A 24,423-nucleotide genomic window follows, 5' to 3' on the forward strand; every position below is an offset into this window, starting at 1 on the left:
CAAACGCGGACGAAGCAAACCTCAGATCCCCCTGTGTCAGACTAGTTGTCGCATCGGATTTGGAACGATTAGATGAATTTGACGACCTACAGCACGGCCTTCAAAGAGGAGGCGATCCGCAAGACCCTGCAGCGCGGCACGCGCACGGTGGCTGACATGGCCCAGGAGTTGAACATGTCGGTCCATACGCTGAAGAACTGGATTCGCAATCCGAAGATGGCTCATTTGCGCAGGCAATCCTCAGAAGAGGCCCCCGCCAGTCGGTGGACATCCGCACAGCGGCTGCAGGCCCTGCTTGAGACCCATTCTCTGGCCGAAGAGGCGCGCAACGCCTGGTGCCGGGAACGGGGCATCTTCGCCCATCAGCTCACGGCCTGGAAGCATGAGCTCGAACAGTCGGGGAACAAGCCCGCAGCCGATATCCAGGAGCTGCGTCGGCTCAAAGAGGAACTGGTTGGCGTGCGCCGTGATTTGGCCCGCAAGGACAAGGCGTTATCGGAGGCGGCAGCCCTGCTGGTACTGCAAAAAAAATACCAGGCGCTGTGGGAGGACGAGGACAAATGACCTCACTGACACAGCGCCGACAGATCATGGCATTGATTACTGAGGCGGTCACGGCTGGTGCTCGACAGGCACGCGCCTGTGAAGCAATCAATCTGAGCGCACGCACACTGCAACGTTGGCGGCGGGCCCCGGAGCAAGGCGATGGGCGCCCCACGCGGGTACAGCGGCCCTGCAACCGCCTGAGCGATGCCGAGCGTGATCGCATCCTGCGGGTGGTCAACAGCAGCGAGTACGGCCACCTGCCCGCTTCTCAGATCGTGCCACGCCTGGCGGATACGGGGGTCTATCTGGCCAGTGAATCGACGATCTACAGGCTGATGCGTACCGCCGGGCAACTGGTGCATCGCACGCCTGATCGCACGCCTGGCCCGGTGCATCGGCCTCGGGCGCTGACGGCTACTGCGCCAGGGCAGCTCTTCAGCTGGGACATCACCTATCTGCCCGCCACCGTGCGGGGCCAGTACTACTACCTGTACCTGTTTCTTGACCTGTTCAGCCGTCACATCGTGGGCTGGCAGGTCTATGACACCGAGGACAGCGCCCGTGCCAGTGAGCTGATGCGCGATATCTGCCGCCGCGAGGGCATCCTCCCAGGGCAGGTGGTGTTACACAGCGACAATGGCTCCCCGATGAAGGGCGCCACCATGCTGGCGACACTACGGGAGCTGGGTGTGGCGCCATCGTTCAGCAGGCCAGCGGTGAGCAATGACAACCCGTACTCAGAGTCCTTGTTCAGGACTCTGAAGTACCGCCCCCGCTACCCTCGCAAGCCCTTCACCGGTCTGCTGGCTGCCCGGGCCTGGGTCGGTGAGTTCGTGCGCTGGTACAACACCGAGCACCGGCACAGCGCTATCGGCTTCGTGACGCCTGAGCAGCGTCACTGTGGGCGCGATCGCGGCCTGCTCGAACGGCGCCATGCCCTCTATCGGGCGGCCCGCGAAAAGCACCCGGAGCGCTGGAGCGGCAGGACCCGCAACTGGACAAGAGTCGACGAGGTCTTCCTCAACCCGCAGAAGGGTCACGCGTCCTGTGCCAAGCGAAATTCAGACCTCAAGCGGGCGGCTTGAGTCACTCAGAAAATGCGACAGATAGGTTGACAATCACCGAGATCGCCGTTGACGTTGGGCTGAGTCACACGGCGGTGAGCAAGGTGATCGCACGCTATGAGGCGGGGGGGATGCTGTCGCTGGCACCCCGTCGGCGTGGCCGTCGCCGTGGCGAGGATCGCGCACTGACCGCCGAGCAGGAACAGACGGTGTGCCGCATCATCTGCGACAAGCGCCCCGAGCAGCTGAAGATGGACTTTGCGCTGTGGAGCCGTGCGGCGGTTATGCAGCTGATCGAGCGCGAGTGTGGTGTGACGCTGCATGTGCGCTCGGTGGGCAAGTATCTGGCCCGCTGGGGCTTCACCCCGCAGAAGCCGATCAAGCGTGCTTACGAGCAATCGCCCGCCGCGGTGCAAACCTGGTTGGAGGACACGTATCCGGCCATCGCCGAACGTGCCAAGGCCGAGGGCGGCGAGGTCCACTGGGGTGACGAGACGGCGCTGGTGAACACCGACGTGCGCGGTCGCAGCTATGCGCCCAAGGGCAAGACTCCGGTGGCGATGGCCATTGGCGGGACGCGGCAGAAGCTGTCGATGATCGCCAGCGTCACCAACCAGGGCAAGGCACGCTGGATGATCATTGATGGCGCGTTCAATCACGAAAAGTTGATCGAGTTCTTCGAGTCGCTGGTCCAGGATGCCGGGCGCAAGGTGTTTCTGATCCTGGACAACCTGGGCGTGCATCACTGCAAGCCGGTGAAGGCGTGGTTGGCCGCACACTCCGATCAGATGGAAGTGTTCTATCTGCCCAGTTACAGCCCCGAACTCAATCCCGAAGAACGCTTGAATGCCGATCTCAAACACGTCATCGGGCGCAAGGTTCCGATACGCACGAAGGCCAAACTACGCGCCGCTGCAGAAGAGCACATGCAAGTCGTCGCCAGCGAGCCGGCACGTGTCAAAGCCTACTTCCAAGACTTCCACGTCAAATACGCTGCGTAAAACTGTTTGAGGGCCGGATCAATAATGGGTGGGTGGCGTCCGCCCGCCCCTATCCAGTCGCCATCAGATCACCGTTTACCGCACCCACGCCCATGAACAACGAAGCCGAAGCGCGGGCAACGCCAAGCCGGGATCAGAACTTGCCGAAATGGAGATAGGCCTGCTTCGGATCGGTGCCTTCGAGGATAGCCTTGCGCACGAAGTTCTCCGTGTTGATCACCGCCTCGACCTTTGAAACCACCTCCTCCGCGATTGCCTGCGGGATGATGACGATCCCATCGATGTCAGCCAGCACATAGTCTCCGGTTTCGATGCGGACATGGCCGATAGTGATCGGCTCGCCGAGCGCCTCGGGTCGCCAAGCCGCGACCACATCGCGAGGCGTCTGGAAGCGTGAAAACAGCGGGAACCCGATCTTGCGGATGAACGCATTGTCACGCGATCCGCCATCGACGATGTAACCCCGAACCTTGCGGTACTGCAACGTTTCAGCGGAAAGTTCTCCCATCAGCGCGCGCATGTCGTCCTGGGGCTGGCAGACAACGACGTGGTCTGGAGGCGCGATGCTAAGGAACTGCGTCCATTCCAGCATGCTCTCCTCCGCAGAGAGCTGGGCATCCGGCGTTCCGCGCAAGGTAAATGCGCGACCAAAAACGCGCGTGTCTGGATCGATGGCCCGGATCTGGCGCGGCAAGACGCAATCGGGGCGCCCCATGTCGCGCATGATGTCGTAGACCGCACCGGAATAGCAGGCACCCAGGCGCTGTGTGAGGTCAGTCATCGTACTATGTCCTTTTCTGATTTCAGTTGTTTCATGCGACGGTTATGCAGAGGCGACATGCCTGCCGCATGACAGCCATTGGTCGCGACAAAGTGGAAGGGGCGGACGCACCCGAAAGACGCTCGGTTATCCCCGCCTTCCAGAGCTGGGAGATTGATTTTTCGACGGTGAGGCGCATTTCGCCGCCCTCACCATCGAATACGAGTTCTGCTTGCCCGCTTGGCTATCGTGACGCCAACTATCGTCAGCACGCAGCAAAACATGAGGTAGCAGGCCACGAGCGACGGCTTGCCGCCAGCGATGTTGACCAGCGCCGCAGCGATGAATGGCGTAGGGCCGGCGACCAATGCGCCATTGAGTTCGCGCGCAAGGGCCAACCCTGAAAAGCGGTATCTTGTTTCGAACAACTCGGACAGAAATACACCTTGCGCGCCGGCCATTGCGCCGTATCCGATTCCGTAGAGGAGGCTCATCGCCAGCGTGGCGATGGCGAGGTTGCCAGTATCGAGCATCCAAAAGAACGGGAAGGCGAACAAGATCGCAAACAGAGCGCCAAGCGAAAAGACCTTGGCATGGCCAATACGATCCGAAAGCGCACCCATCAAAGGTACGCTAACGATGGCAACCATCGTCGAAATCGTAACGGCAAGCAAACTCTCCGAACGACTCATTCCAACCGTGTTGATCAGATAGCTCAGCGCAAAGGCAGCCAGGATGTAGGCATTTGCATTATGGCCGGTAACGGAAAGAAAACCGCAAATCAGCTCCTTCCGTCCCTTTGCGAAGAGTTCCTTCAAGGGCGTGTGCTGCTGCATGCTTTGTGCGTTCGCCTTCTCGACGGCAGCGGTATATTCGGGAGTTTCGTCGAGGCGCTTTCGGATATAGAGCGCGACCGCGAAAAGCAGGCCCGACAGCAGGAAAGGGACACGCCACGCCCAACCCAGAAGCACATCCTCCGGCAATGCTGAAATCGCAAGGAACGAGAGTGTGGCAAGCAATATCCCGCCGCCAGGAGCCGCGTTGACAATCGCGGTGTAAAAGCCCCTGCGCCGCGGCGGGGCGTATTCGGCAACGAGTACGACTGCACCGGCCAACTCCGCGCCAGCGCCGAAGCCTTGGATCAGACGAAACAACACGAGCAGTACCGCCGCCCAGATCCCGATCTGGGCAAAAGTAGGCAACAAGCCCATTGCTACCGTAGCGCCGCCCATCAGCATGATGGTGAGGATGAGAGCCGGTCTGCGGCCGAACTTGTCTCCGATGTGTGAAATCAGAACTCCCCCCAGAGGTCGAGCGACGAAACCGACCGCGAATGTAGCGAAGGCGGCAAGTATGCCGCTCGCCTCGGATAGATTGGGAAAGAACAGCTTGTTGATGATCAATCCGGCGGCGGCGCCATAGAGCGCATAGTCGTACCACTCAATGAGTGTCCCGACTGTGGCCGCTCCAACCGCCTTTCGAACGCCAGAATTAAGAGTTGCCGCCTGACTACCCACGTCGAAGCCCCGCAACGGTTCAGCTCGATCCACGCTCAAGATTTGTCTCCTTTCAGGTAACCCACGATTAGGTGAGCTTGCCCCTGAATGACGAAGTCCTTAGTTCCAGTTAAATTGGAACTCAAGGAGTAAGAAATGACAGATTTGAGAAGGCGTGCGAAGTACACGCAGGAGTTCAAGCAAGAGAGTGTGCGTCAGGTGCTGGCGGGATCGTCAATCCGTGCCGTGGCCGATTCGCTGGGGATTCCGAAGGCAAGTTTAGGCAACTGGGTACGTCAACACGAGCTCGGGGATCTAGGCCCAGGGCCCACGAAAGCGACAGCGCCAGTCTCGGTGGAACAGATGGAGATTGCCCGTCTGAAAGCTGAGAATGCCCAGCTTCGGATGGAGCGTGACATTGCAAAAAAAGCCGCGGCGTACTTTGCGCTGGACACGCTGCAAAGTACGCCTGGATTCAAAAAATGAAAGGTCGCTGGCCGATTCGTGCGATGTGCAGGGTGTTGTGTGTCAGCGAAAGCGGCTACTACGGCTGGCAGCGTTCTGGACGTGTCTCGGCAGGTACTCGCTTGCCCGATGAACGGGTACTGGCTCACATTTGCGTCATCCACCGTGAGGTAAAGGCAGAGTACGGCTGGCCGAGGATCTATCGGGAGCTTCGGCGACGTGGGCTGAAGGTAGGAAAGGAGCGGGTTCGGTTGCTGATGAAAGCCCACGGAATACGCGCTCGCGTCAAACGCAAATATGTTGTGACGACCGACAGCAGGCATGCCTTGCCAGTAGCCCCAAATCTGGTGAAGCGGCAATTCAATCCGCCGCAACCGGACCGGATCTGGTGCGGCGACATCACGTATTTGCGTACGGACCAAGGGTGGTTGTACTTGGCGGCCGTGATCGACCTGTTCAGCCGTAAGATCGTTGGCTGGAGCCTGAAGCCGCACATGCAGACCAGCTTGGTCAAGGATGCCCTGGAGATGGCCTATTTGCGCCGCCGACCGGCACCGGGACTGATCTTCCACAGCGACAGGGGCGCCCAGTATTGCAGCCATGACTTCCAGCAGGCGCTGCGCACCTGGAAGATCCATCCGTCGATGAGCAGGAAGGGAGACTGTTGGGATAATGCGCCAACAGAGAGCCTCTGGGCGCGTTTGAAGGCCGCTTGCTTTGATGGCCGAAAGTTTGCTTCCCACCGCGCAGCCAGAGTTGCCGTGATGGACTGGATTACGTTCTACAACCACCGGCGACTGCATTCGGCACTGGGCTACACCAGTCCAATGGAATACGAAAAAATCTGGCACGCGAATCACTATAAAATCGCTGCCTGAACCCCGAACTAAGGACTACGAAAAACGGGGGCAATATCAAGCAACGCAGCATGGCCAGCCCGGGCGCCGAAGGTAAGGATCGGAATTAGCCAGACAGGACACTAGGCCAATAGCCACTACCAGCGACTGGCCTACAGCGTTCGGGAGCGCTGTCTTGCGCAGTGCTTGTGCCCAAAAGACCCTCAGCCACAGGATAACTGTTACCCTACGGCTTCCTCCCCCTTGGTCATGGCAATTTCATTGTTGGTGAGAAGCCTCAGCATCGCCGTGCGAGCTGCCTGTGGATCGCGATCTCGGATAGCTTCGGCTGCAAGGCGATGTCCGATCAGATTTCCAGAATAACCTATGACGGTTATTTCGAAGTTCGCACGCAACAACACCATGAATGCCCGCAGAAGGCTCGACAAGAGCGGGCTATGCGCTGCTTCGAACATACGCTCATGAAATGAAATATCGGCCTCGATTGCCCGTGCAGCGTCGCTCTCGAAGCGCTCCATCTCCTCGTAAGCTGCGAATAGACGGAGAACCTCGGTCGTTGTTGCGTTGACGGCGGCAAGTGCCGCCACCTCCGGCTCGATCATTCTGCGTAGCTTGGCGAGTTCGCACAGCATCTCGGCGCGAAGGTTGTCTGTCGCCAGAATCCATCGCAGGATGTCAGGGTCGAGCATATTCCATCGGGACTGCGGAAGCACAGACGTGCCCGCCCGACGGATAGTATGTACCAAGCCCTTTCCAGCAAGGATTTTCAACCCCTCTCGAAGGACGTTTCGTCCCACGTCGAGCTGCTGACACATGATCGATTCAATGGGCAGGGTTTCTCCTGGCCTGAACTCTCCGCTCGCGATGGACGATCCGATCGTGTCTACGACCCACCGGACCTTGCGGCCTGAACTGTTCGTCTCGCTGGCTGGTTGTTCATCAGCGGGAATCTTTTTGTTCAAGGTTATCTCCTTACGTCGATCGTTGGTTCTGTTGCAAATTTGCAAGTATCCGCCGAACACACCTCGAGGGAGCTTGGTGATCGGTGAACGATAGTCCCCACTTGTTTTTGATGGGGACTATCCATGGGTCCGGATAGTTCGGCGCAGCGGCCCGCGCGGCGCAAGCACAGCCAGGCCTTCAAGGCACAGATTCTTGAGGCTTGTGACCGGCCGAGCGCTTCGGTTGCAGGCATCGCCATTGCGCACGGCCTGAACCCGAACATGGTGCAGCGCTGACGCCGCGACGCTAGGCGCGGCGAGCCAGGACCGCCAGACACGCCCGCGTGTATTCCCATTGCCTCTCATTGTCGCCGCCTCGACCTCCGTGAGGGTAACGCATCAGGGCGCACAGGCTCCGACGACAATTGAGGTCCGACCGCAAAGGCAATTCCATTCCCATGCTCGACACGGGAGTGGTTCGCGCCCTGAAGGAGAACCTATTCACGCAAAAACGCCTGACGGAGCCGCTCTCGTCGCTCGCCGAGCGCCGTGCGGCCCGCACGACTGCCGCCAACAGCCGGCTCGTCGCCCTCCAGGCTGAAGTCGCAAGCGTCGAGCAGAAACTGAAACGACTCTACCAGTCGATCGCGGACGGCATTGACGACCTCGATGATCTGCTCGATTCCGGCGATACACCGGCCCTCAAAGCCTGCCTCCGTTTGATCCCTGGAAGCGTGATCGTGGGCGACAAAACCATCAAAACCATGCTCTCGCGCAGGGCCTACGGCTTCAGGAACTTTGAGAATTACCGCATCAGAGTCTTGGCTCAATACGGCTGGAACGGTGTCATCAACCGTGTCCGATGAAGGCCCATCCACCGTTTATGGGGTAGGGCCTGGGGTAGAGCCTGATTTGATTGGCGCGCCCGACAGGAATCGAACCTGTATCAGAAGCTTCGGAAACTCCTATTCTATCCATTGAACTACAGGCGCGGCATGGGGACGCCATTGTAGCGTGTTTGCGCCGCTCCCGCTGGCATGACCGCATGCGCGCCATGCAGCGGCACAGGCCAGTCGCTATAATCGACGGTTGAAGCCTGTAACACAAACGATTATCAGGATCCCATCATGAGCCTCCCCGAACACGCCCACGGACACGAAAGCGCCATCAAGACCCCGCGTCAGCTGCTGATCACGGTCATCCTGGCCTTCCTGATCCCGATCGCGGTCATCATCCTGCTGGTCAATCTGGTCGGATCGTCCATCCGCACGGGCGCGGGTTCCGACAGCCAGTCGGAAGAAGCCATCGCCCGGCGCATCCAGCCCGTGGCCGGCTTCAAGCTGGTCGACGCCGATGCGCCCAAGGTCCTCAAGACCGGCGAACAGGTCTTCCAGTCCACCTGTTCGGCCTGTCACGGCACGGGGGTGGCGGGGGCGCCGAAATTCGGCGACAAGGACGCCTGGGCCAAGTACATCGCACTGGGCTACGATGAATTGGTCAAGAACGCCATCAACGGTATCCGCGCCATGCCTCCGAGGGGAGGCAATGCCGCGCTGGCCGACCTCGAGGTCGCGCGCGCCGTGGTCTACATGACCAACCAGTCAGGCGCCCACTTCGACGAACCCAAGGAACCGGCGGCCGGTGACGCCGCCGCCAAGACTGAAACGGCCGCCGCGCCGGCCGCGCCGGCCGAAGCCCCGAAGGCCGCCGAAGCCAAACCCGCCGAAACCCCGGCCGCCGCGCCCCAGGCCGAGGCCAAGCCCGCCGCCCAGGCCGACGCCGGCAACGCCGTCGGCAAGAAGCTCTACGAGTCGGTCTGCATCACCTGCCACTCCATCGGCCTGGCCGGCGCGCCCAAGTTCGGCGACAAGGCGTCCTGGGAACCCTTCGTCAAAACGGGCCTGGACACCATGCTTAAGAACGCCATCTCCGGCATCAAGGCCATGCCCCCGCGCGGCGGCTCGCAAGCCTCCGACGAGGAGCTCAAGGCCGCCATCCAGTACATGGTGGATGCCGCGAAGTAGACATTCGACGCGCGCCGCCCCGACCGCCCTCGTCATCGCGGTCCCTCCACCCCGGCCCGAAAAAGCCGGGGTTTTCATTTCCGGCCGACGGGACCGGTCCGGTCTCGGTATATCCACTATGTTTTCAAACAATTGTTTGATTTAGAATGGGGCACCACCCGGCGGGCCAGCCGGGGTTCGTCCGCCCGAGCCGGCGCCGACGGGCGGCGTTCCAGCCCGCCCCGGCCGGTCCTGGCGGCCTCATGCTCACGCGGGAGACCCATCCTCATGTCCCACCCCATTGTCACGGCGCTGCACCAGTCCATGACGCTGCCCGTCATGGCGGCGCCCATGTTCATCGTCTCGAGTCCGGAACTGGTGATCGCCCAATGCGCCAGCGGCATCATCGGTTCGATGCCGGCGCTCAACGCGCGGCCCCAGGAAAAACTGGGCGAATGGCTGACGCAGATCGAGACCAGCCTGGCGGCCCTGCGCGCCGCCGATCCGGAAAGGCCGGTTCCGCCTTACGCCATCAACCACATCATCCACCAGTCCAACGACCGGCTGCAGCACGACCTGGAAGTCTGCGCCGAGCACCGTGTGCCGCTGATCATCACCAGCCTGCGCGCGCCCAATCAGGTGGTGGACGCGATCCATGGCTGGGGCGGCAAGGTCTTCCACGACGTGACCACGCTGCGCCACGCGCAAAAGGCGCTGGACGCGGGCGTCGACGGCCTGATCCTGGTGTGCGCGGGAGCGGGCGGCCACGCGGGCACGCTGTCGCCCTTCGCCCTGCTCGGCGAGATCCGGCGCATCTTCGACGGTCCGGTCTGCCTGTCGGGGGCCATCAGCCGGGGCCAGGACGTGCTGGCCGCGCGCGCCATGGGCGCCGATTTCGCCTACATCGGCACGCGCTTCATCGCCAGTACCGAAGCCAACGCCCAGCCCGAATACAAGCAGATGATCGTCGACACGGCCGCCGCCGACATCGTCTACACCCCATATTTCACCGGCATCCCGGGCAACTACCTGAAGCCCTGCGTACGGAACATCGGCCTGGATCCCGACAACCTGCCGGCCGCCCAGGGCACGAACTTCGGCAGCGACAGCAAGAAGGCCTGGCGCGACATCTGGGGCGCCGGCCAGGGCGTGGGCAACATCGACGGCGTGCTGCCCACCGCCGACATCGTGGCCCGCCTGCGCGACGAATATCGCGAGGCCGCCCAGGCGCTGTGCGACCACTTCGTCGAGGAGGTCCGCGCATGATCCGCGCCGAACGCCAGGGCGCCGTCCTGGAAATCCTCATCGACCGGCCGGAACGGCGCAACGCCCTGACCGACGCCATGTACCGCGACATCGAGCGCGCCCTGCGCGAGGCCGACGCGGACCCCGCCTGCGCGGCCGTGATCCTGCACGGCGCGGGCGGGCATTTCACCGCGGGCAACGACCTGGCGGAATTCCAGATGCCGCAGGACAGCCGCGACGTGGGTTCGATCGCCTTCCTGCATGCCCTGGCGTCGGTGGATGTACCGGTGATCGCCGCTGTCCAGGGCCAGGCGGTGGGCGTGGGGGTCACGCTGCTGCAACACTGCGACTTCGTCTATGCCGCCCCCGACGCCGTGTTCCGCCTGCCCTTCGTGTCCCTGGGTCTGTGTCCGGAAGGCGCCTCCAGCCTGCTGCTGCCCCGGATCGCGGGCGATCGCCGGGCCGCCCGGTGGCTGCTGGGCGCCGAGCCCTTCGGCGCCGAGGACGCCCTGGCCGGCCAACTGCTGACCGCCCTGGCGGACGACCCGCTCGCCGCTGCGCGCACCTGCGCCCATTCGCTGGCCGCCCAGCCGATCCAGGCCGTGCGCGCCAGCAAGCGCCTGCTGCGCGAGCCCGGGCGCGCCGAGGTCCATCGCGTCCTGGACACGGAGGCCGCGGCGTTCTTCGAACGACTGAAGTCCCCCGAGGCCCAGGCGGCTTTTCGGACGTTCTTCGCCCGCAAGGAATCCGCCGAGTAGGCGGCGCCGGCTCCGGCGCGCCTCGCTCCGGAGCCGGGTTCCGTCCCGCCCGGATCCGCCTGTTGTTTTTCAGGCAGCAATTTCTTTCTCTTACGGAATATTAGGGTTTTCCCCTATCTTTATCCTAGGGTTTACCCTATACTGACTCTTGTTGAAATCTGAAGCTTCTGAAACAGGAGTCAGTCATGTACGCTACGCAAACCCCGAATCTGCTGTCCGACGCCCTCGAACGCGCCTACAGCCGCTCCCTCCTCGACGCCACACAGCAGCCCCTGCAACTGGGCAAGGCCATCCGCGGCCTGGGCCGCACGCTCGGCCGCGCCGCCGTCGCCACCGGCCGCTTCATCGCCAACGTGATCAACGCCCAGGCCGAAGCCCGCGCGCGCGACATGCGCTACAGCCGCACTCCCTGGTAATTCCCAGTATTCTCCAATTCGCTGAGGGGCCTCTGAATCAGAGGTCCCTCAGCGTTTCAGCAAGGCCTTCAGCCGATCCAGCGTCCGGTCCGGATCGGTGTCGCCGACCGGCCGCGGCGCTTCGGCCCTCAGGCCCATTTCCGCGATGAAGCGCGAGGGCTCGCAGATAGTGTCCTCGCGCCCGCGCCGCCGCTTGCGGCACCAGCTGATCCGCAGCGTGCGCTGAGCGCGCGTGATGCCCACGTACATCAGGCGTCGCTCTTCCTCGATGCGGCGCGCGCGGGCCGCCACGGCGGCCTCGCCGACATCTCCCTCGTCGTCGCCGCCCCGGTGGGGCAGCAGGCCTTCCTCGACCCCGATGAGGTAGACGTGGGGGTATTCCAGCCCCTTGGACGCATGCAGGGTGGACAGCTTCACCGCATCGGGCTCCTCGTCATCGGCACGCTCCAGCATAGTGACCAGAGCGACGTGCTGGACCAGTTCCAGCAAGGTCATGTCGTCCTCGTCCGCCTTGCGCTTGAGCCAGTCCAGCAATTCCAGCACATTGGCCCAGCGGGACTGGGCCTGGCGCTCGTCCAGCGTGTCGTACAGGTGCCGCTCGTAGTTCATCGCCGCCAGCAGGTCGTCCAGCACCCGGCCGGCATCGTCGCCGCGCAGGCCGTCGATGCCCGTGGCGGCGCCCGCCAGGCCGGCCGGCACGCTGGTCCGGGCCGCCCGCAAGGCTTCCGATGGGAGGCTTCCCGGCGCACGAGCGGCCGGGTCCGCGTCGAACGCCGGCGGATCCGGATCGAAAGCCAGCAGATCGCCCTGGATCTCCGCGCCCGGCAAGGGAGGCGCCACGCCGCCGCGCCGCGCCGCGCGCGCCTGAAAGTGGCCCACCAGCCGGACGAAGCCGCGCACGGCCTCGCACTGCCGGGCGGATGGCAGGACGGCCTCGGACACATCGGCGGCCACTGCATACAGCGACACGCCGCGCCGGGCAGCCTCGGCGCCCAGGGCCTGCAAGGTGCCCTGGCCGATGCCGCGCCGGGGAGTCGTCGCCGCGCGGATGAAGGCCGGATCCTCGTCCTCGTTGGCGATCAGCCGCAGCCAGGCCAGCACGTCGCGAATCTCGGCTTTGTCGAAGAAGCTCTGTCCGCCCGAGACCGTGTAGGGAATCCTCAGCGTGCGCAGGGCCTGCTCCATCACCCGGGCCTGATGATTGCCCCGGTACAGCACGGCGAAATCCTTCCACTGGGCCTGGCGCTCGAAGCGCGCCGCCGACAGGCGCATGGCGATGGACTCGGCCTCGGCCTGGTCGGAATCCATGGGCGTGACCACGATGGGCTCCCCCACCCCCAGGTCCGACCACAGGGTCTTGTCGAAGGTCTTGGGATTGTGGCCGATCACCCGGTTGGCCGCCTCCAGGATGGTCTGGACGGAACGGTAGTTCTGCTCCAGCTTGATCAGCCGCAGCGACGGATAGTCGCGCGCCAGCTGAGCCAGGTTTTCCACCGTGGCGCCGCGCCAGGCGTAGATCGCCTGGTCGTCGTCGCCCACCGCCGTGAACATGGCCCGGTCCCCGCACAGCATGCGCACCAGCTGGTACTGACAGGCGTTGGTGTCCTGGTATTCGTCCACCAGCAGGTACTGGACCCGCGCCTGCCAGCGCGCGCGCAGGGCCTCGTCGGCCGCCAGCATCCGCGCGGGCAGACGGATCAGGTCGTCGAAATCCACCGACTGGTAGGCCCGCAGGGTCGCCTCGTAGCTGCGGTAGACGCGCACCGCCTCGGCCTCGTCGGGCCCCTGGGCGATCCGCGACGCGCCGTCCGGGTCCAGCAGGGCGTTCTTCCACAGGGAGATCGTCTGCTGTACCGCCCGCAGGCGGGCGCGGTCGGTCGTAGCCAGCAGTTCCTGGACGATGCCCTGGGCGTCGGTCGCATCCAGGATCGAAAAACCGCGCTTCAATCCCGCGCCGGCGTATTCCTCGCGCAGGAAACGCAGCCCCAGGGAATGGAAAGTGCCCACTGTCAGCCCGCGCAGCAGCCGGGGGTCCACCAGGGCGCGGACCCGCTCGTTCATTTCGCGCGCCGCCTTGTTGGTGAAGGTCAGCGCCACCACGTGGCGGGCCTGATAGCCGCACTCGCGCAGCAGATAGGCCATTTTCTGGGTGATGACGCGGGTCTTGCCGCTGCCCGCGCCGGCCAGCACCAGGCACGGGCCGTCCAGGTAGAGCACGGCCTCGCGCTGGCGGGCGTTCAGACCCTGCGGCAGGGTGGATCCCGGCACCACGGCCTCAGATCTCCTGGGGATCGATCTCGATCCCCCAGTGCTGGACGGCGCCCCGGGCCAGTTCGTCCAAGCCGGGCAGCAGCGCCCGCAGCAGCCGGTGCAGCGCGCCGCGCCCGTCCGATTCGAACAGCAACTGGGCGCGCTCGACCCGCGCCACGCGCACGATGCGCAGCGGCACGGGATCGTGGATCCGCACGCCGGCGGACTCGGGCAGCGACCGCGACCGCGCGCGCGCGGCTTCCAGGAAGTCCAGCGCGTCGCGCACCCGGACCGCCTGCGCCGTCAGCAGCGCCTGGCAGGAGAACGGCGGCAGGCCCAGATCCCGGCGCTCTTCCAGGGCGTAAGCGGCGAAGCCCGCGTAATCGTGCCGCAGCAGCGCCTGGTAGACCGCCTGCTCGGGATAGTCGGTCTGCACGATGACCCGGGCGCCGCCCTCGCGCCGGCCGGCCCGGCCGGCCACCTGCATCAGCTGCGCGAACAACCGCTCCGGCGCGCGGAAATCCTGGGAGAACAGCATGGCGTCGGCGTTCAGCACGCCCACCAGCCCCAGACGCGCGAAATCGTGTCCCTTGGACACCATCTGCGTGCCGACCAGGATGTCGGCCTCGCCGGCGTGCGCCCGGGCGAACAGGGCCTCGGCGCTGCCCTTGAGGCGGGTGGCGTCCGCATCGATGCGCAGGACGCGCGCCCCGGGAAAGCGTTCCGCCAGGAATTCCTCGACCCGCTGCGTGCCCCGCCCCATGGGCTGGATGTCGGGGTCGCCGCAGTCGGGACAGGCGCGCGGCACCGGCATGGCGTCGCCGCAATGGTGGCACTGCAGCACGTGGCGACCGCCCAGGCGGTGCAGCACCATGTGCGCCGTGCAGCGCCGGCACTGGCTGACCCAGGCGCAGGACGCGCAGCGCAGCACCGGCGCATAGCCGCGCCGGTTGATGAACACCAGGCTCTGCCCGCCTCGCGCCAGACGGGCTTCCAGCGCATCCAGCAACTGGGGCGTGAAGCCCTGTTCCAGCCGGGCGCGGCGCGTGTCCACCAGGCGGATTTCCGGCAAGGGCTGGGCCTGGGCGCGGTCCGGCAGCGACAGCAGCCGGTAGTCGCCTTCCTGCGCATGGCGCCAGGTCTCCAGGGACGGCGTGGCCGAGCCCAGCACCACCGGGATGCCCAGGTCGTGGCCGCGCCACACCGCCAGGTCGCGCGCCGAATAGCGCAGGCCGTCCTGCTGCTTGTAGGACGCGTCGTGTTCCTCGTCGACCACGATCAGACCCAGGCGCGACAGGGGGGTGAACAGGGCCAGTCGCGTGCCCAGCAGGATATCGGCCTGGCCGCGCGACGCCCGCAGCCAGGCGCGCAGGCGATCGCCTTCGGACAGGCGGCTGTGGATCACCGCCAGCCGGTCGCCCAAACGCGCGCGCACGCTCTGTTCCAGCTGCGGGGTCAGGTTGATTTCCGGCACCAGCAACAACGCCTGCCGCCCCGCCGCGATCACCCGCCGCGCCAGACGCAGGTAAAGCTCGGTCTTGCCACTGCCCGTCACGCCATGCAGCAGCGCCACGCCGGCGCCGGCCGCCAGCAGGTCCTCCAGACCGGTCAGGGCGCGGACCTGCGCGTCGGTCAGGGCCTGGACGGCGTCCTTGCGCTTGCGGGCGGCGCGCGATGCGCCGGGACGCCGGTCGGCGCGGCATACCGGACCGCCCGCCGAGCGCGCGCCGGTATAGGCGGCGGGCTTGCGCAGGGACGGCGGCAGCACCGGCAGCAGCACTTCGCCCAGCGGACGATGGTAATAGTGCGCGGCGAATTCCGCCAGGCGCAGCCAGTCGGCCGGCATGGGCGGCAGGTCGTCCAGGACCGCCTCGATCGGCCGGACACGGTCCGCCGCCACGCCGGGCGTGTCGCGCACGGCCCACACCATGCCCACCATGGCCCGGCGGCCGAACGTCACCCGCACGCGCACCCCGGGCGCCACGGGCCGGTCATGGGAATAATCGAACAGGCCGGGCAAGGGCACGTCCAGCGCCACGGCCAGATAGACCGTTTCTCCCGTCCCGGGGGGCGGCGCGGACGCCCGGACGGCGTCCGGGGCCGGAGCGCCGGAACCGCCCGCATCGCCGGAAGCCGCGTCCGCCGGCCGTTTCACCGGCATGGCCGCTCCGCCGCCGCTCTGATGCGCCCAGCCTGTGGATAACTTTGTGGAGAATCACAGCGCAAAGAGGTCAACACCAAGCCGCTCAAATGGTCAAGTCTCTCGATGCTTTCCGCAAGAGACTAATTTATGTATTAAAAACAATGCATTGCGCGATATAGCGAGAATCGGTCTTCAATAATCAGCGTAAACCCTGATTCTTGATATTTTTGTGCATAAGCACAAAACCTCGAAGCCGCCGCAAGCCGCATCAAGCGGGGTTTTCGACTCCAAACAGGCCGCCACACGCCAGTTTCCGGGTCCCGGGCGACGAAAGACCCCGGTCCCGGGAGAGTCTGAAGCACACCATTTCCCCTGAGCCGAAACACCATGCGCCACAACGCCCGGGATCAACCCCCATGATACGCGCGGCTGGCGGCGTGGACCTCGTCCACCAGGACGGACACGGCCTCCGGCGGCGTGTGCTGGGAAATCCCGTGCCCCAGGTTGAAGACGTGTCCCCCGGCCCCGACCGTGCCGAAATCGGCCAGCACCCTGCGGACCTCGGCGCGGATGGCCGCCTCGCCGCCGAACAGGGTCATGGGGTCCAGGTTGCCCTGCAGGGCAACCCGGTCGCCGACCCGGCACCGGGCGGCGGCCAGGTTGGTCGTCCAGTCCAGCCCCACGGCGTCGCAGCCTGTGCCAGCGACGTCCTCGATCCACTGTCCCCCACCCTTGGTGAAGACGATGACCGGCACGCGCCGGCCCTCGTGTTCGCGGATCAGGCCGTCCAGCACCTGGCGGGTGTAGGCCAGGGAAAACTGCTGGAACAGGCCGTCGGCCAGCACCCCGCCCCAGCTGTCGAACACCATCACGGCCTGGGCGCCGGCCCGGATCTGGGCATTCAGGTAGGCCTGCACGGCCTGGGCGTTGACCGACAGGATGTGGTGGAGCAGGTCGGGCCGGCCGTACAGCAGCGTCTTGATCTGGCGGTAGTCGGCACTGCCCGCGCCCTCGACCATGTAACAGGCCAGGGTCCAGGGGCTGCCGGAAAAGCCGATCAGCGGCACCGCGCCGGCCAGTTCACGGCGGATCAGCGACACCGCGTCGAACACGTAGCGCAGGCGGTCCAGATCGGGGACCTGCAATGCCTGGATCGCGGCCTCGTCGCGCAGGGGGCGCTCGAAGCGCGGCCCTTCGCCCGCGACGAATTGCAGCCCCAACCCCATCGCGTCGGGAACAGTCAGGATGTCGGAAAACAGGATGGCCGCGTCCAGGTCGAAGCGCCGCAGCGGCTGCAGTGTGACCTCGCAGGCGTATTCCGGATTCTGGGCCAGCCCCATGAAGGATCCGGCCCGCGCCCGGGTCCGGTTGTATTCGGGCAGGTAGCGCCCGGCCTGGCGCATCATCCACATCGGGGTGTAGGCCACGGGCTGGCGCAGCAGGGCGCGCAGGAAGGTGTCGTTTTTCAGTTCGGGCACAGCGGATCCTAGGAGAACGGCGCGGGATCCGGTGGTACGGGTGCCCACCACGGATCCGGGAAATCGTCCGTGCGGGGACGTTGCCTGGATTTTACCCGGCCTGGGGAATCGGGGCCGGAAATGGCGGTGCCCGCGCAGGAACCGCCGCCGATCTCCCGCCAGCGCATCCCGAATCCGGGAAAACTATACTTGATAATTATCATTCTCATTTAGATCGCCACCCCCGTAAGGTACACCCGAAAGCCGCCCGCCGGTCCCGCCGGCGCGCGTGGCACCCTTCGTCTCCTTTCCGTGGCCATCATCATGTTCTTCGAGGAAACCGCGCCCGCGCCGCAAGCCGCCGGGCCGACCGTCCTGACCTCCCTCGCCGCCGCCCTGTGCCTGGCGGCCGCCGTCCCTGCCCCCGCCATCGCGCAAGCTGTCCTCGCCGATGGCGCACAAGCCGCCCCTCGCCAACAAAGCACGACAGAGTCCGCGGACAAAGCGGCCGGGGACGACGCCGCCGTCAAGGCGCTCACGCCGGTCCTGGTCCGGGGCATCCGGGATCCGGACGTTCAGGGACACGAAAACGTATTCCGCAAGAACGTCACCAACCTCTACGTCGACCGCAAGGAGCTGGACCGTTACCAGACCACCAACCCCGCCGACGTGTTCAAGGGCATGAACGGCGTCTACAGCATGGACTCGCGCAACGGCTCGTCGATCACCCCGAACATCCGCGGGCTGTCGGGCGAAGGCCGGGTGCCGCTGACGGTGGACGGCACCGAGCAGTCCGTCAACGTCTGGCTGCAGGTCTACGGCGCCGGCAACCGCAACTACGTGGACCCCGCCCTGTTCCGCAGCATCGAGGTGGAAAAAGGCCCGTCGCTCTCCCGGGGCATCAAGAGCGGCATCGGCGGCGCGGTGAACGTGCGCACCATCGACCCGTCCGACATCATCCCCGACGGCGACAGCCTGGGCCTCGAAGTCAAGCTGGAGACCTCCGGCAACACGATTGCGCCCGCCGTCGACGCCAACAGCTATTTCGGCAAGGACTACCGCGACATTCCGGGCGCGACGCTGGGTTCGGACTACGCGGTCAACATCCCCCAGCCCGTGCCGCGCGACCGCGGCGCCGGGGACGCCATGAATTTCCAGGACAAGAGCTTCATGTTCGCCATCGCGGGGCGCAACGACCGCACCGACGCCCTGCTGGCCTACAGCTACCGCAAGCGGGGCAATTATTTCGCCGGCAAGAACGGCGCCGACGCCTACACCGACAACGACGCCTACGCCAAGGACACCTCGGCCTACTTTCCCAACCTGACCAAGCTCTACCACCCGGGCAACGAGGTGCTGAGCACGGCCAGCAAGACCGAAACCCTGCTGCTCAAAAACCGCTGGTACCTGCCGCACGACCAGCAGATCGGCCTGAGCTTCATGCGCACCGACCTGGATTTCGCGGAAACCTCCACCGGCCAGTCGATCATGCTGATGGGCATCGCCGAGGAACTGTCCAAACCCTCGGGGCAGGGTCTGCCCGGCCAGCTCGTCGCCGAATATCCCCGCTCGAACATCCGGCTGGACACGTACAAGCTCGACTACGAATGGAAGCCGGAAGGCTCGCGCATGGTCGACCTGGAAGCCCATCTCTGGATGACCAAGACCGACAGCGAACGCCACCAGAGCGGCAGCGCCGCCTACTACATCCCCCGCAGCGGGGCGCTGGACGCCTACCAGACCCTCAAGGCCGACTGGGACGTGTGCCGGGGCAACCCGTTCGCCAATCCGACCCTGCCCAGCGGCGCGCTCAATTTCACCTGCTTCACCAACCCGGCCCTGAACCCCGCCCTGGGGGGTACCGCGCCCGTCGAACCCGACCACGATGGTCATATCTTCGCCGGCAGCGCGCAATGGACCAGCCACGACCGCAAGGGCTTCGATTTCAGCAACCGCTTCACCCTGACCGACCGGCTGCGCCTGACCGTCGGCGGCGAACTGCAGCACGAAAAGCTGGACGAGCGCGTCGTCAACCTGGACCTGACCGGCGGCGCCACCGGCCTCGGCGGCGCCGCCCTGGCCGAATCCACCATCAAGTTCGGCCCGCGTTCCGGCACCCGCCGGGAATGGGCCGCCACCATGAACCTGGAATGGCGGCCCACGGACTGGCTCACCCTGACCGCCGGCACCCGCTACAACGAATATTCGGCCTACGACGACGGCCTGGCCGAACGGCGCGCGAACCAGGTGGACGGTTCACAGATCACCGGGCAACGGACCGGGGTCCTGTTGCAATACGGCCAGTTGCTGACGGATGCGGAAGCATCCCAATGGCATGCATTGTTTAACGCCACCGCTGCCGCTCAATCTGCCCTTGTCCAGGCAGACAATGATCAACTCGCACTCGGCATCACGACCCCCGCCATGGCGGCTTATCTGGCTCAGAGAGCCACCTACGACGCCTTTCTCTACGGCGATGACAGACAAGGCACCTTCCTCCAAACGAATGCCCTGTACTGGAAGAAAGAAATCGTCGTCCCCGTGGTGGACGGCAAGGTCGATGCCTCGCAAAGCCCCTTCGCCGGTGGCGGCATTGATCCCTCCCAGACGGCGACCAACCCTCAAGGCAAGACCGGAGAGTTCCAGGAAATCATTCCGGTCGGCACCTCCACCGTCTACGCCACCCCCGCCGCCGGCCAGCAATGGGCGCCGCCCAAGCGGCAATACGGCCACGCCTGGTCGCCGGTCTTTTCCGCCACGACGCGCGTCACCGACACCATCAGCGTCTACGCCCGCTACGCGCAGATGACGCGCTTTCCCAGCATCTTCGAGATCGCCTCCACCTCGGTCGGCCTGGGCAACACCTATTACCTGGGCAGCGGCGCCGGCAAGCCGGAACGCAGCACCAACTGGGAAATCGGCTATGCCCAGGACCTGGCCCCGTTCCTGCCGGGCCTGCGCCAGGCGGACGTGCGCCTGAGCTATTTCGACACCACCATCCAGGACTTCATCGACCGCGATGCTTACCTGAACGTGATCCAGTTCGACCGCAAGAAGACCACCGGGATCGAGTTCCAGTCGCGCTTCGACAGCGGCCGGTTCTTCGGCGGCCTGGGCGCCACCTACCGGCTCAAGCAGGAACTGTGCGACAAGGACTACGCCTACGGCCTGGACCCCTTCTACAACCGCATGCCGGAATGCATGACCGGCGGCTTTCCCGACATGCTGACCGCCACCAGCCTGCAGCCGCGCTATTCGATCAATGCCGAACTGGGCACCCGGCTGCTGCAGAACCGGCTGGAACTGGCGCTACGCGCCGTCTACCACTCGAAGGCGGAAAACAAGCAACTGGACGACCTGCTGAACACCCCCTACGGCCCATCCATCTGGAAGGAAAACAGCATGCGCCAGCTGTACTGGCACCCCGTCATGCTGCTCGACGCCTCGGCCCAATGGCGCGCCACCAAGAACGTCACGCTGAGCCTGGGCGTCACCAACATCACCGACCGCTATTACCTGGACCCCATGGCCAAGATCCCCGCCCCCGGCCCGGGCCGCACGATCACCGTCGGCATGCGGGCGCAGTTCTAGCAGTCCCGAAGTTCCAGGGTTTCCTGGCTTTCCCGAAAAAGCCCCCACGCCGCGCCTTCGGCTTGCCTCCCCCCAAGGGGGCCGCTTTTTGCCTTGGAGCGGTCCGGCGGCAAAAAAACCAGGTCTTTCCATCGTTTTCTTCAAGGAGTTGATATGAAACGATCCCTGTCCCGCGCCCTCCTCGGCGCTTCCCTGGCCCTGGCCGCTTCCCACGCCCCGGCGGCCACCGTGCTGGGTGGCACGTCCAACGCCGCCAACGTCAACCCGGCGTCCTCGACGCTGTTCGGATCGGGCAACGCCGGCCTGATCTTCAACGGCGGTTCGGCCGCGATCGATCTGGCCGGCGGTCCCGTCGCCCAGTCGAACAACGCCATCAGCCGCGGTCCCGACGCCAGCGGCAACACCTACCTGAAAGGCAGCGACATCAACTTCCTGGCCGGCCTGATCCTGGGCAACACCCAGATCGCCCAGGTATGGCGCAACGACGTGGTCTACAACGGCGACACCACCACGATCAACAGCGTGCGCCAGATGATCGTGCCGCCGCTGCCGTTCATGCCCGACTTCGGCGGGCTGGTGATCGGCAAGGTCGACGGTTCGCCGGTCTACTTCGGCGAATGGGCGCCCAAGGGGCCGAACTATTCCGCCCCGGACAACGCCGACCTGAACATGGGCAGCGCCGACCGCACGGTGTGGTACGTGGGTGAAAACCCCACCGCGTCCATGCCGACCCTGGTCAGCGCCCAGTACAACGTCGTGGGCATCAATCAGCACAACCCGGAAAACCCCAGCGTCTACCAGGGCGTGCTGACGGCCAACTACGGCAGCGGCAACAACTCGCTGACGGGCAGCATCGTGCGCGGCGCCGATTCCGTGAATTTCGTCAACACGACGATTGATCAGCACGGCGCATTCACCAACAACTCGACGATCTCCGGCCACTTCTACGGCTCGCAGGCCGAGGCCCTGGCGGGGATCTACACCGGCGGCTCGTCCGTGCAGGATCACGTCGCCTTCGGCGGCGCGCGGCAGTAAGCGGGGACGGGACCGGCACGATGACGATCCACTGGACGCAGCTTCACTTCCCGCCGGCCCTGCTCCTGGCCTGCGCCCTGCTGCCGTCCCCGCCCGCCCGGGCGGACGAGGACGACACCCGCTACCTGCTGGACCAGGCCGGACGCATCGGCCGCCAGCGGGACAGCGGGGCGGGGGCGCTGGCCCCGCACCCCGGGGGCCTGATCCTCACCATCGAGGGCCGGGCCTATCGGGTCAAGCCCACCTTGCAGGACCTGGAACCGGCCCTGTACGTGGCCATCAACCGGGGCCAGTGGGGCGAGGCGCGCGCGCTGGCGGATTCGTACCGCCGGCTGGCGGGCCACAAGCCGCACCTGGTCCTGCTGGCCGACGGCCTGGCGGCGCGGGCCGAGGGCGACTACGGCCGGGCCATCGGCCTGCTGGAAGACGCCCGCGACGACGCCCCCGGAGACGCGCGCACGCAGATGGAACTGGCCCGCGCCTACGCCGAGGACGGCCAGGACCGGGAATCGCGCGCCCTGTTCGAGCAGGCCATCGGCAACAGCCTGCCGCCCGACACCCGCCAGCTGCTGCAGAGCTATGTGGACGCCGTGGACCGGCGCGGCGACTGGCAGGGGTCCATCGCCGTGGGCCGGGGCCACAACGACAACATCAACCAGGCCAACGGCTTCGAGCAATGTTCGATGTATTTTCTGACCCTGTGCCTGGCGCGGCTCAAGCTGCCCGACCCGATCGCATCGACCTTCACCAATTACGACCTGGTGCTGAGCAAGCGGATCGCGCTGGCCGGCCATCACAATCTGCTGCTGCGCCCCGTCAGCTACGGGACGTTCTACCAGGAGACCGCCCCGGAGGGGCGCGCGATCGAGGACTACAGCCAGCAGACCCACGTGCTGTACGCCGGCTACCAGTACGCCGATGCGCGGCGGAAAATCAGCCTGCTGCCGTTCATGGAGCTGTACGCCCGCGACGGCCACACCAATTACCAGGCCCCCGGCCTGCAGGCCGAATGGAGCCGGGCACTGACGCCCAGTCTGCGCCTGACGGCCCAGGCGAGCGTCAAGCGCTACGCCTACAAGGCACAGGACAGCCGCTATTTCAGCGACTACACGCAAAAGGCCGCCGGGCTGGGAATCGCCTGGATGCCCACGGCGAACACCAGTCTGCAGGCGGGCATCGACTTCACCCGCCGGAAATACCCCATGTCCACGGAAAGCGGCAAGGACCTGGCCGTGCGCGCCGGGGTGTACCACGCCTTCGGGCAGTCCGGCGCCTTCGTCAACCTGCTGGCCCTCTACCGCGTCAGCCGCAACGACGAGCGCGATTTCTTCCTCGGCGTCCGGCGCCGCGACGAACAACAGCTCTACATCGCCACCCTGGGATCGACGCGGCTGTCGGTCTGGGGCGTCTACCCCGAACTGCGCTTCAAGCACATCGTCAACCACAGCAATTCGATCTTCTACGGCTATACGCAGAATGAAGTCTCGCTGCAGCTGCGGAAGAATTTCTGAGGACGCCGCCGGCGCGTCCGAACGTCCGGCGGATGACCTTTTAGATAGTATTGATAATTATTCTCATCAAAAATACAATGAGCTTCCAGTCGCCACGGTTCCCGGACCATCATGTCTTCCTCATTCCTGGACAAGGCCTTCGCGAGCTTTCCCGCGTTCCGCCACGCCGACCCCGACGGCCTGAGCGCACTGGCGGCCAGCGCCCGGCGCATGGTGTTGTCGGCCCGCCAGCACCTGTTCCACCTGGGCGAGCCCGCCGATCATTTCTACTGGATCGAGACCGGCGGCGTCACCCTGTACCTGCCCAGCTACAACGGCGACGAGCGCGTGTTCCAGGTCCTGGAGGACGGCTGCCTGGTGGCCGCCACCGTGATGTTCTCGAACGACCGGCGCTACCCCGTGTCCGCCCAGGCCAACGCGCGCACCGTGCTGCACCGGCTGGACGGCGCGCCGCTGCTCGACATGGCGCGGCGCTCGCCGGAATTCTCCTGCGCACTGCTGCGCGTCGTGGCCGGCCAGATGACGCAGGCGATCGGCCGCATCGACCTGCTGACCATCGCCAATTCGATGCAGCGCCTCGTCACCTACCTGTTGAACCTCTACGTCGAGCAGGGCAGCGCCTGGCTGACCCTGCCGGCCCGCCAGCGCGTGCTGGCGCGGCAGCTGAACATGACGCCGGAAAACCTGTCGCGCATGCTGGGCGCCTTCCGCCGCGACGGCCTGATCGGCGGGCGCAACAGCGAACTGGTGCTGCTCGACGTGGAAGCCCTGTGCAGACAGGCCCGGCTGCCGCCGCCCGACCCGAAACGGCGCGCCGCGCCCGCCATGGGCCCGCAGGACGAGGGCTTGTTCAGTTGCTGCACGCTGCACTGAAGGCCGCGCCG

At 65.3% G+C, this 24,423-nt stretch carries 17 protein-coding genes, 1 tRNA gene and 2 pseudogenes; 13 read left to right on the forward strand and 7 right to left on the reverse strand.

Annotated elements, in window-relative coordinates; genetic code table 11:
* The first annotated feature begins 72 nt into the window (after positions 1-72).
* A pseudogene (locus ACTPOE_RS11215) lies at positions 73-1,631 on the forward strand (IS3 family transposase).
* Positions 1,632-1,663: 32 nt separating this feature from the next.
* Positions 1,664-2,611: pseudogene (locus tag ACTPOE_RS11220) on the forward strand (IS630 family transposase); the annotation flags it as partial.
* 133 nt (positions 2,612-2,744) lie between these two features.
* On the opposite strand, the gene ACTPOE_RS11225 reads toward ACTPOE_RS11220, so the two are convergent.
* On the reverse strand, positions 2,745-3,392 hold the full coding sequence (locus ACTPOE_RS11225; RefSeq protein ID WP_458872263.1) for an RraA family protein: 648 nt from the start codon (positions 3,390-3,392) through the stop codon (positions 2,745-2,747).
* 188 nt (positions 3,393-3,580) lie between these two features.
* Complete coding sequence (locus tag ACTPOE_RS11230; protein WP_458872814.1) at positions 3,581-4,921, reverse strand: MFS transporter; 1,341 nt, start codon at positions 4,919-4,921, stop codon at positions 3,581-3,583.
* Positions 4,922-5,023: 102 nt separating this feature from the next.
* Between ACTPOE_RS11230 and ACTPOE_RS11235 the strand changes: the two genes are divergently transcribed.
* Positions 5,024-6,210 (forward strand): IS3 family transposase gene (locus ACTPOE_RS11235; protein WP_458869997.1). Its coding sequence is split into 2 segments (ribosomal slippage): positions 5,024-5,288 and positions 5,288-6,210, totalling 1,188 coding nucleotides; the frame shifts between segments, so codons are not numbered across the junction.
* A 200-nt stretch (positions 6,211-6,410) separates the two neighbouring features.
* Here ACTPOE_RS11235 and ACTPOE_RS11240 read toward each other — a convergent pair.
* Positions 6,411-7,151 (reverse strand): FadR/GntR family transcriptional regulator, encoded by a 741-nt coding sequence (locus tag ACTPOE_RS11240; RefSeq protein WP_458872264.1) that lies wholly within the window; start codon positions 7,149-7,151, stop codon positions 6,411-6,413.
* Between the two features lie 123 nt (positions 7,152-7,274).
* On the opposite strand from ACTPOE_RS11240, the gene ACTPOE_RS11245 reads away from it, so the two are divergent.
* Both ACTPOE_RS11245 and ACTPOE_RS11250 read left to right on the forward strand, forming a co-directional pair.
* Positions 7,275-7,427, forward strand: a complete 153-nt coding sequence (locus ACTPOE_RS11245) for a transposase (protein ID WP_458872265.1) — start codon at positions 7,275-7,277, stop codon at positions 7,425-7,427.
* A gap of 161 nt (positions 7,428-7,588) precedes the next feature.
* Complete coding sequence (locus ACTPOE_RS11250; RefSeq protein WP_458872266.1) at positions 7,589-7,996, forward strand: hypothetical protein; 408 nt, start codon at positions 7,589-7,591, stop codon at positions 7,994-7,996.
* Between the two features lie 51 nt (positions 7,997-8,047).
* On the opposite strand, the gene ACTPOE_RS11255 is transcribed toward ACTPOE_RS11250, so the two are convergent.
* A tRNA-Arg gene (locus ACTPOE_RS11255) sits at positions 8,048-8,122 on the reverse strand.
* 132 nt (positions 8,123-8,254) lie between these two features.
* Between ACTPOE_RS11255 and ACTPOE_RS11260 the strand changes: the two genes are divergently transcribed.
* The 4 genes from ACTPOE_RS11260 (at position 8,255) to ACTPOE_RS11275 (ending at position 11,552) form a co-directional block, all read left to right on the forward strand.
* Complete coding sequence (locus ACTPOE_RS11260; RefSeq protein ID WP_458872815.1) at positions 8,255-9,154, forward strand: c-type cytochrome; 900 nt, start codon at positions 8,255-8,257, stop codon at positions 9,152-9,154.
* A 267-nt stretch (positions 9,155-9,421) separates the two neighbouring features.
* Entirely contained in the window at positions 9,422-10,399 is a 978-nt protein-coding gene (locus ACTPOE_RS11265) for an NAD(P)H-dependent flavin oxidoreductase (RefSeq protein ID WP_458872267.1), read from the forward strand.
* Positions 10,396-11,136, forward strand: a complete 741-nt coding sequence (locus tag ACTPOE_RS11270) for an enoyl-CoA hydratase/isomerase family protein (RefSeq protein ID WP_458872268.1) — start codon at positions 10,396-10,398, stop codon at positions 11,134-11,136. The genes ACTPOE_RS11265 and ACTPOE_RS11270 overlap by 4 nt, the downstream gene beginning before the upstream one ends.
* 185 nt (positions 11,137-11,321) lie before the next feature.
* Positions 11,322-11,552, forward strand: coding sequence for a hypothetical protein (locus ACTPOE_RS11275; protein ID WP_458872269.1), 231 nt, complete (start codon positions 11,322-11,324; stop codon positions 11,550-11,552).
* Between the two features lie 48 nt (positions 11,553-11,600).
* Here the strand turns inward: ACTPOE_RS11275 and ACTPOE_RS11280 are convergent, their stop codons facing one another.
* From ACTPOE_RS11280 to hemE, 3 genes are all read right to left on the reverse strand, one after another.
* Positions 11,601-13,823, reverse strand: coding sequence for a UvrD-helicase domain-containing protein (locus ACTPOE_RS11280; protein ID WP_458872270.1), 2,223 nt, complete (start codon positions 13,821-13,823; stop codon positions 11,601-11,603).
* A gap of 4 nt (positions 13,824-13,827) precedes the next feature.
* Complete coding sequence (locus ACTPOE_RS11285) at positions 13,828-15,963, reverse strand: primosomal protein N' (protein ID WP_458872271.1); 2,136 nt, start codon at positions 15,961-15,963, stop codon at positions 13,828-13,830.
* Positions 15,964-16,352: 389 nt separating this feature from the next.
* Complete coding sequence (gene hemE / locus ACTPOE_RS11290) at positions 16,353-17,423, reverse strand: uroporphyrinogen decarboxylase (protein ID WP_458872272.1); 1,071 nt, start codon at positions 17,421-17,423, stop codon at positions 16,353-16,355.
* A 291-nt stretch (positions 17,424-17,714) separates the two neighbouring features.
* Here hemE and ACTPOE_RS11295 point away from each other — a divergent pair, with 291 nt between their 5' ends.
* The 4 genes from ACTPOE_RS11295 to ACTPOE_RS11310 all read left to right on the forward strand — a co-directional run bounded on the left by ACTPOE_RS11295 (position 17,715) and on the right by ACTPOE_RS11310 (position 24,412).
* Positions 17,715-20,993: a TonB-dependent receptor domain-containing protein gene (locus tag ACTPOE_RS11295; protein ID WP_458872273.1), complete on the forward strand. Its 3,279-nt coding sequence runs from the start codon at positions 17,715-17,717 to the stop codon at positions 20,991-20,993.
* 153 nt (positions 20,994-21,146) lie between these two features.
* Entirely contained in the window at positions 21,147-22,028 is an 882-nt protein-coding gene (locus ACTPOE_RS11300) for a Slam-dependent surface lipoprotein (RefSeq protein WP_458872274.1), read from the forward strand.
* A gap of 20 nt (positions 22,029-22,048) precedes the next feature.
* Positions 22,049-23,539 carry a surface lipoprotein assembly modifier gene (locus ACTPOE_RS11305; RefSeq protein ID WP_458872275.1) on the forward strand — a complete coding sequence of 497 codons (1,491 nt, stop codon included), beginning with the start codon at positions 22,049-22,051 and terminating at the stop codon, positions 23,537-23,539.
* Between the two features lie 111 nt (positions 23,540-23,650).
* Positions 23,651-24,412, forward strand: coding sequence for a Crp/Fnr family transcriptional regulator (locus ACTPOE_RS11310; RefSeq protein WP_458872276.1), 762 nt, complete (start codon positions 23,651-23,653; stop codon positions 24,410-24,412).
* Positions 24,413-24,423: the final 11 nt, after the last annotated feature.

This window comes from Castellaniella sp. WN, from assembly GCF_054457555.1.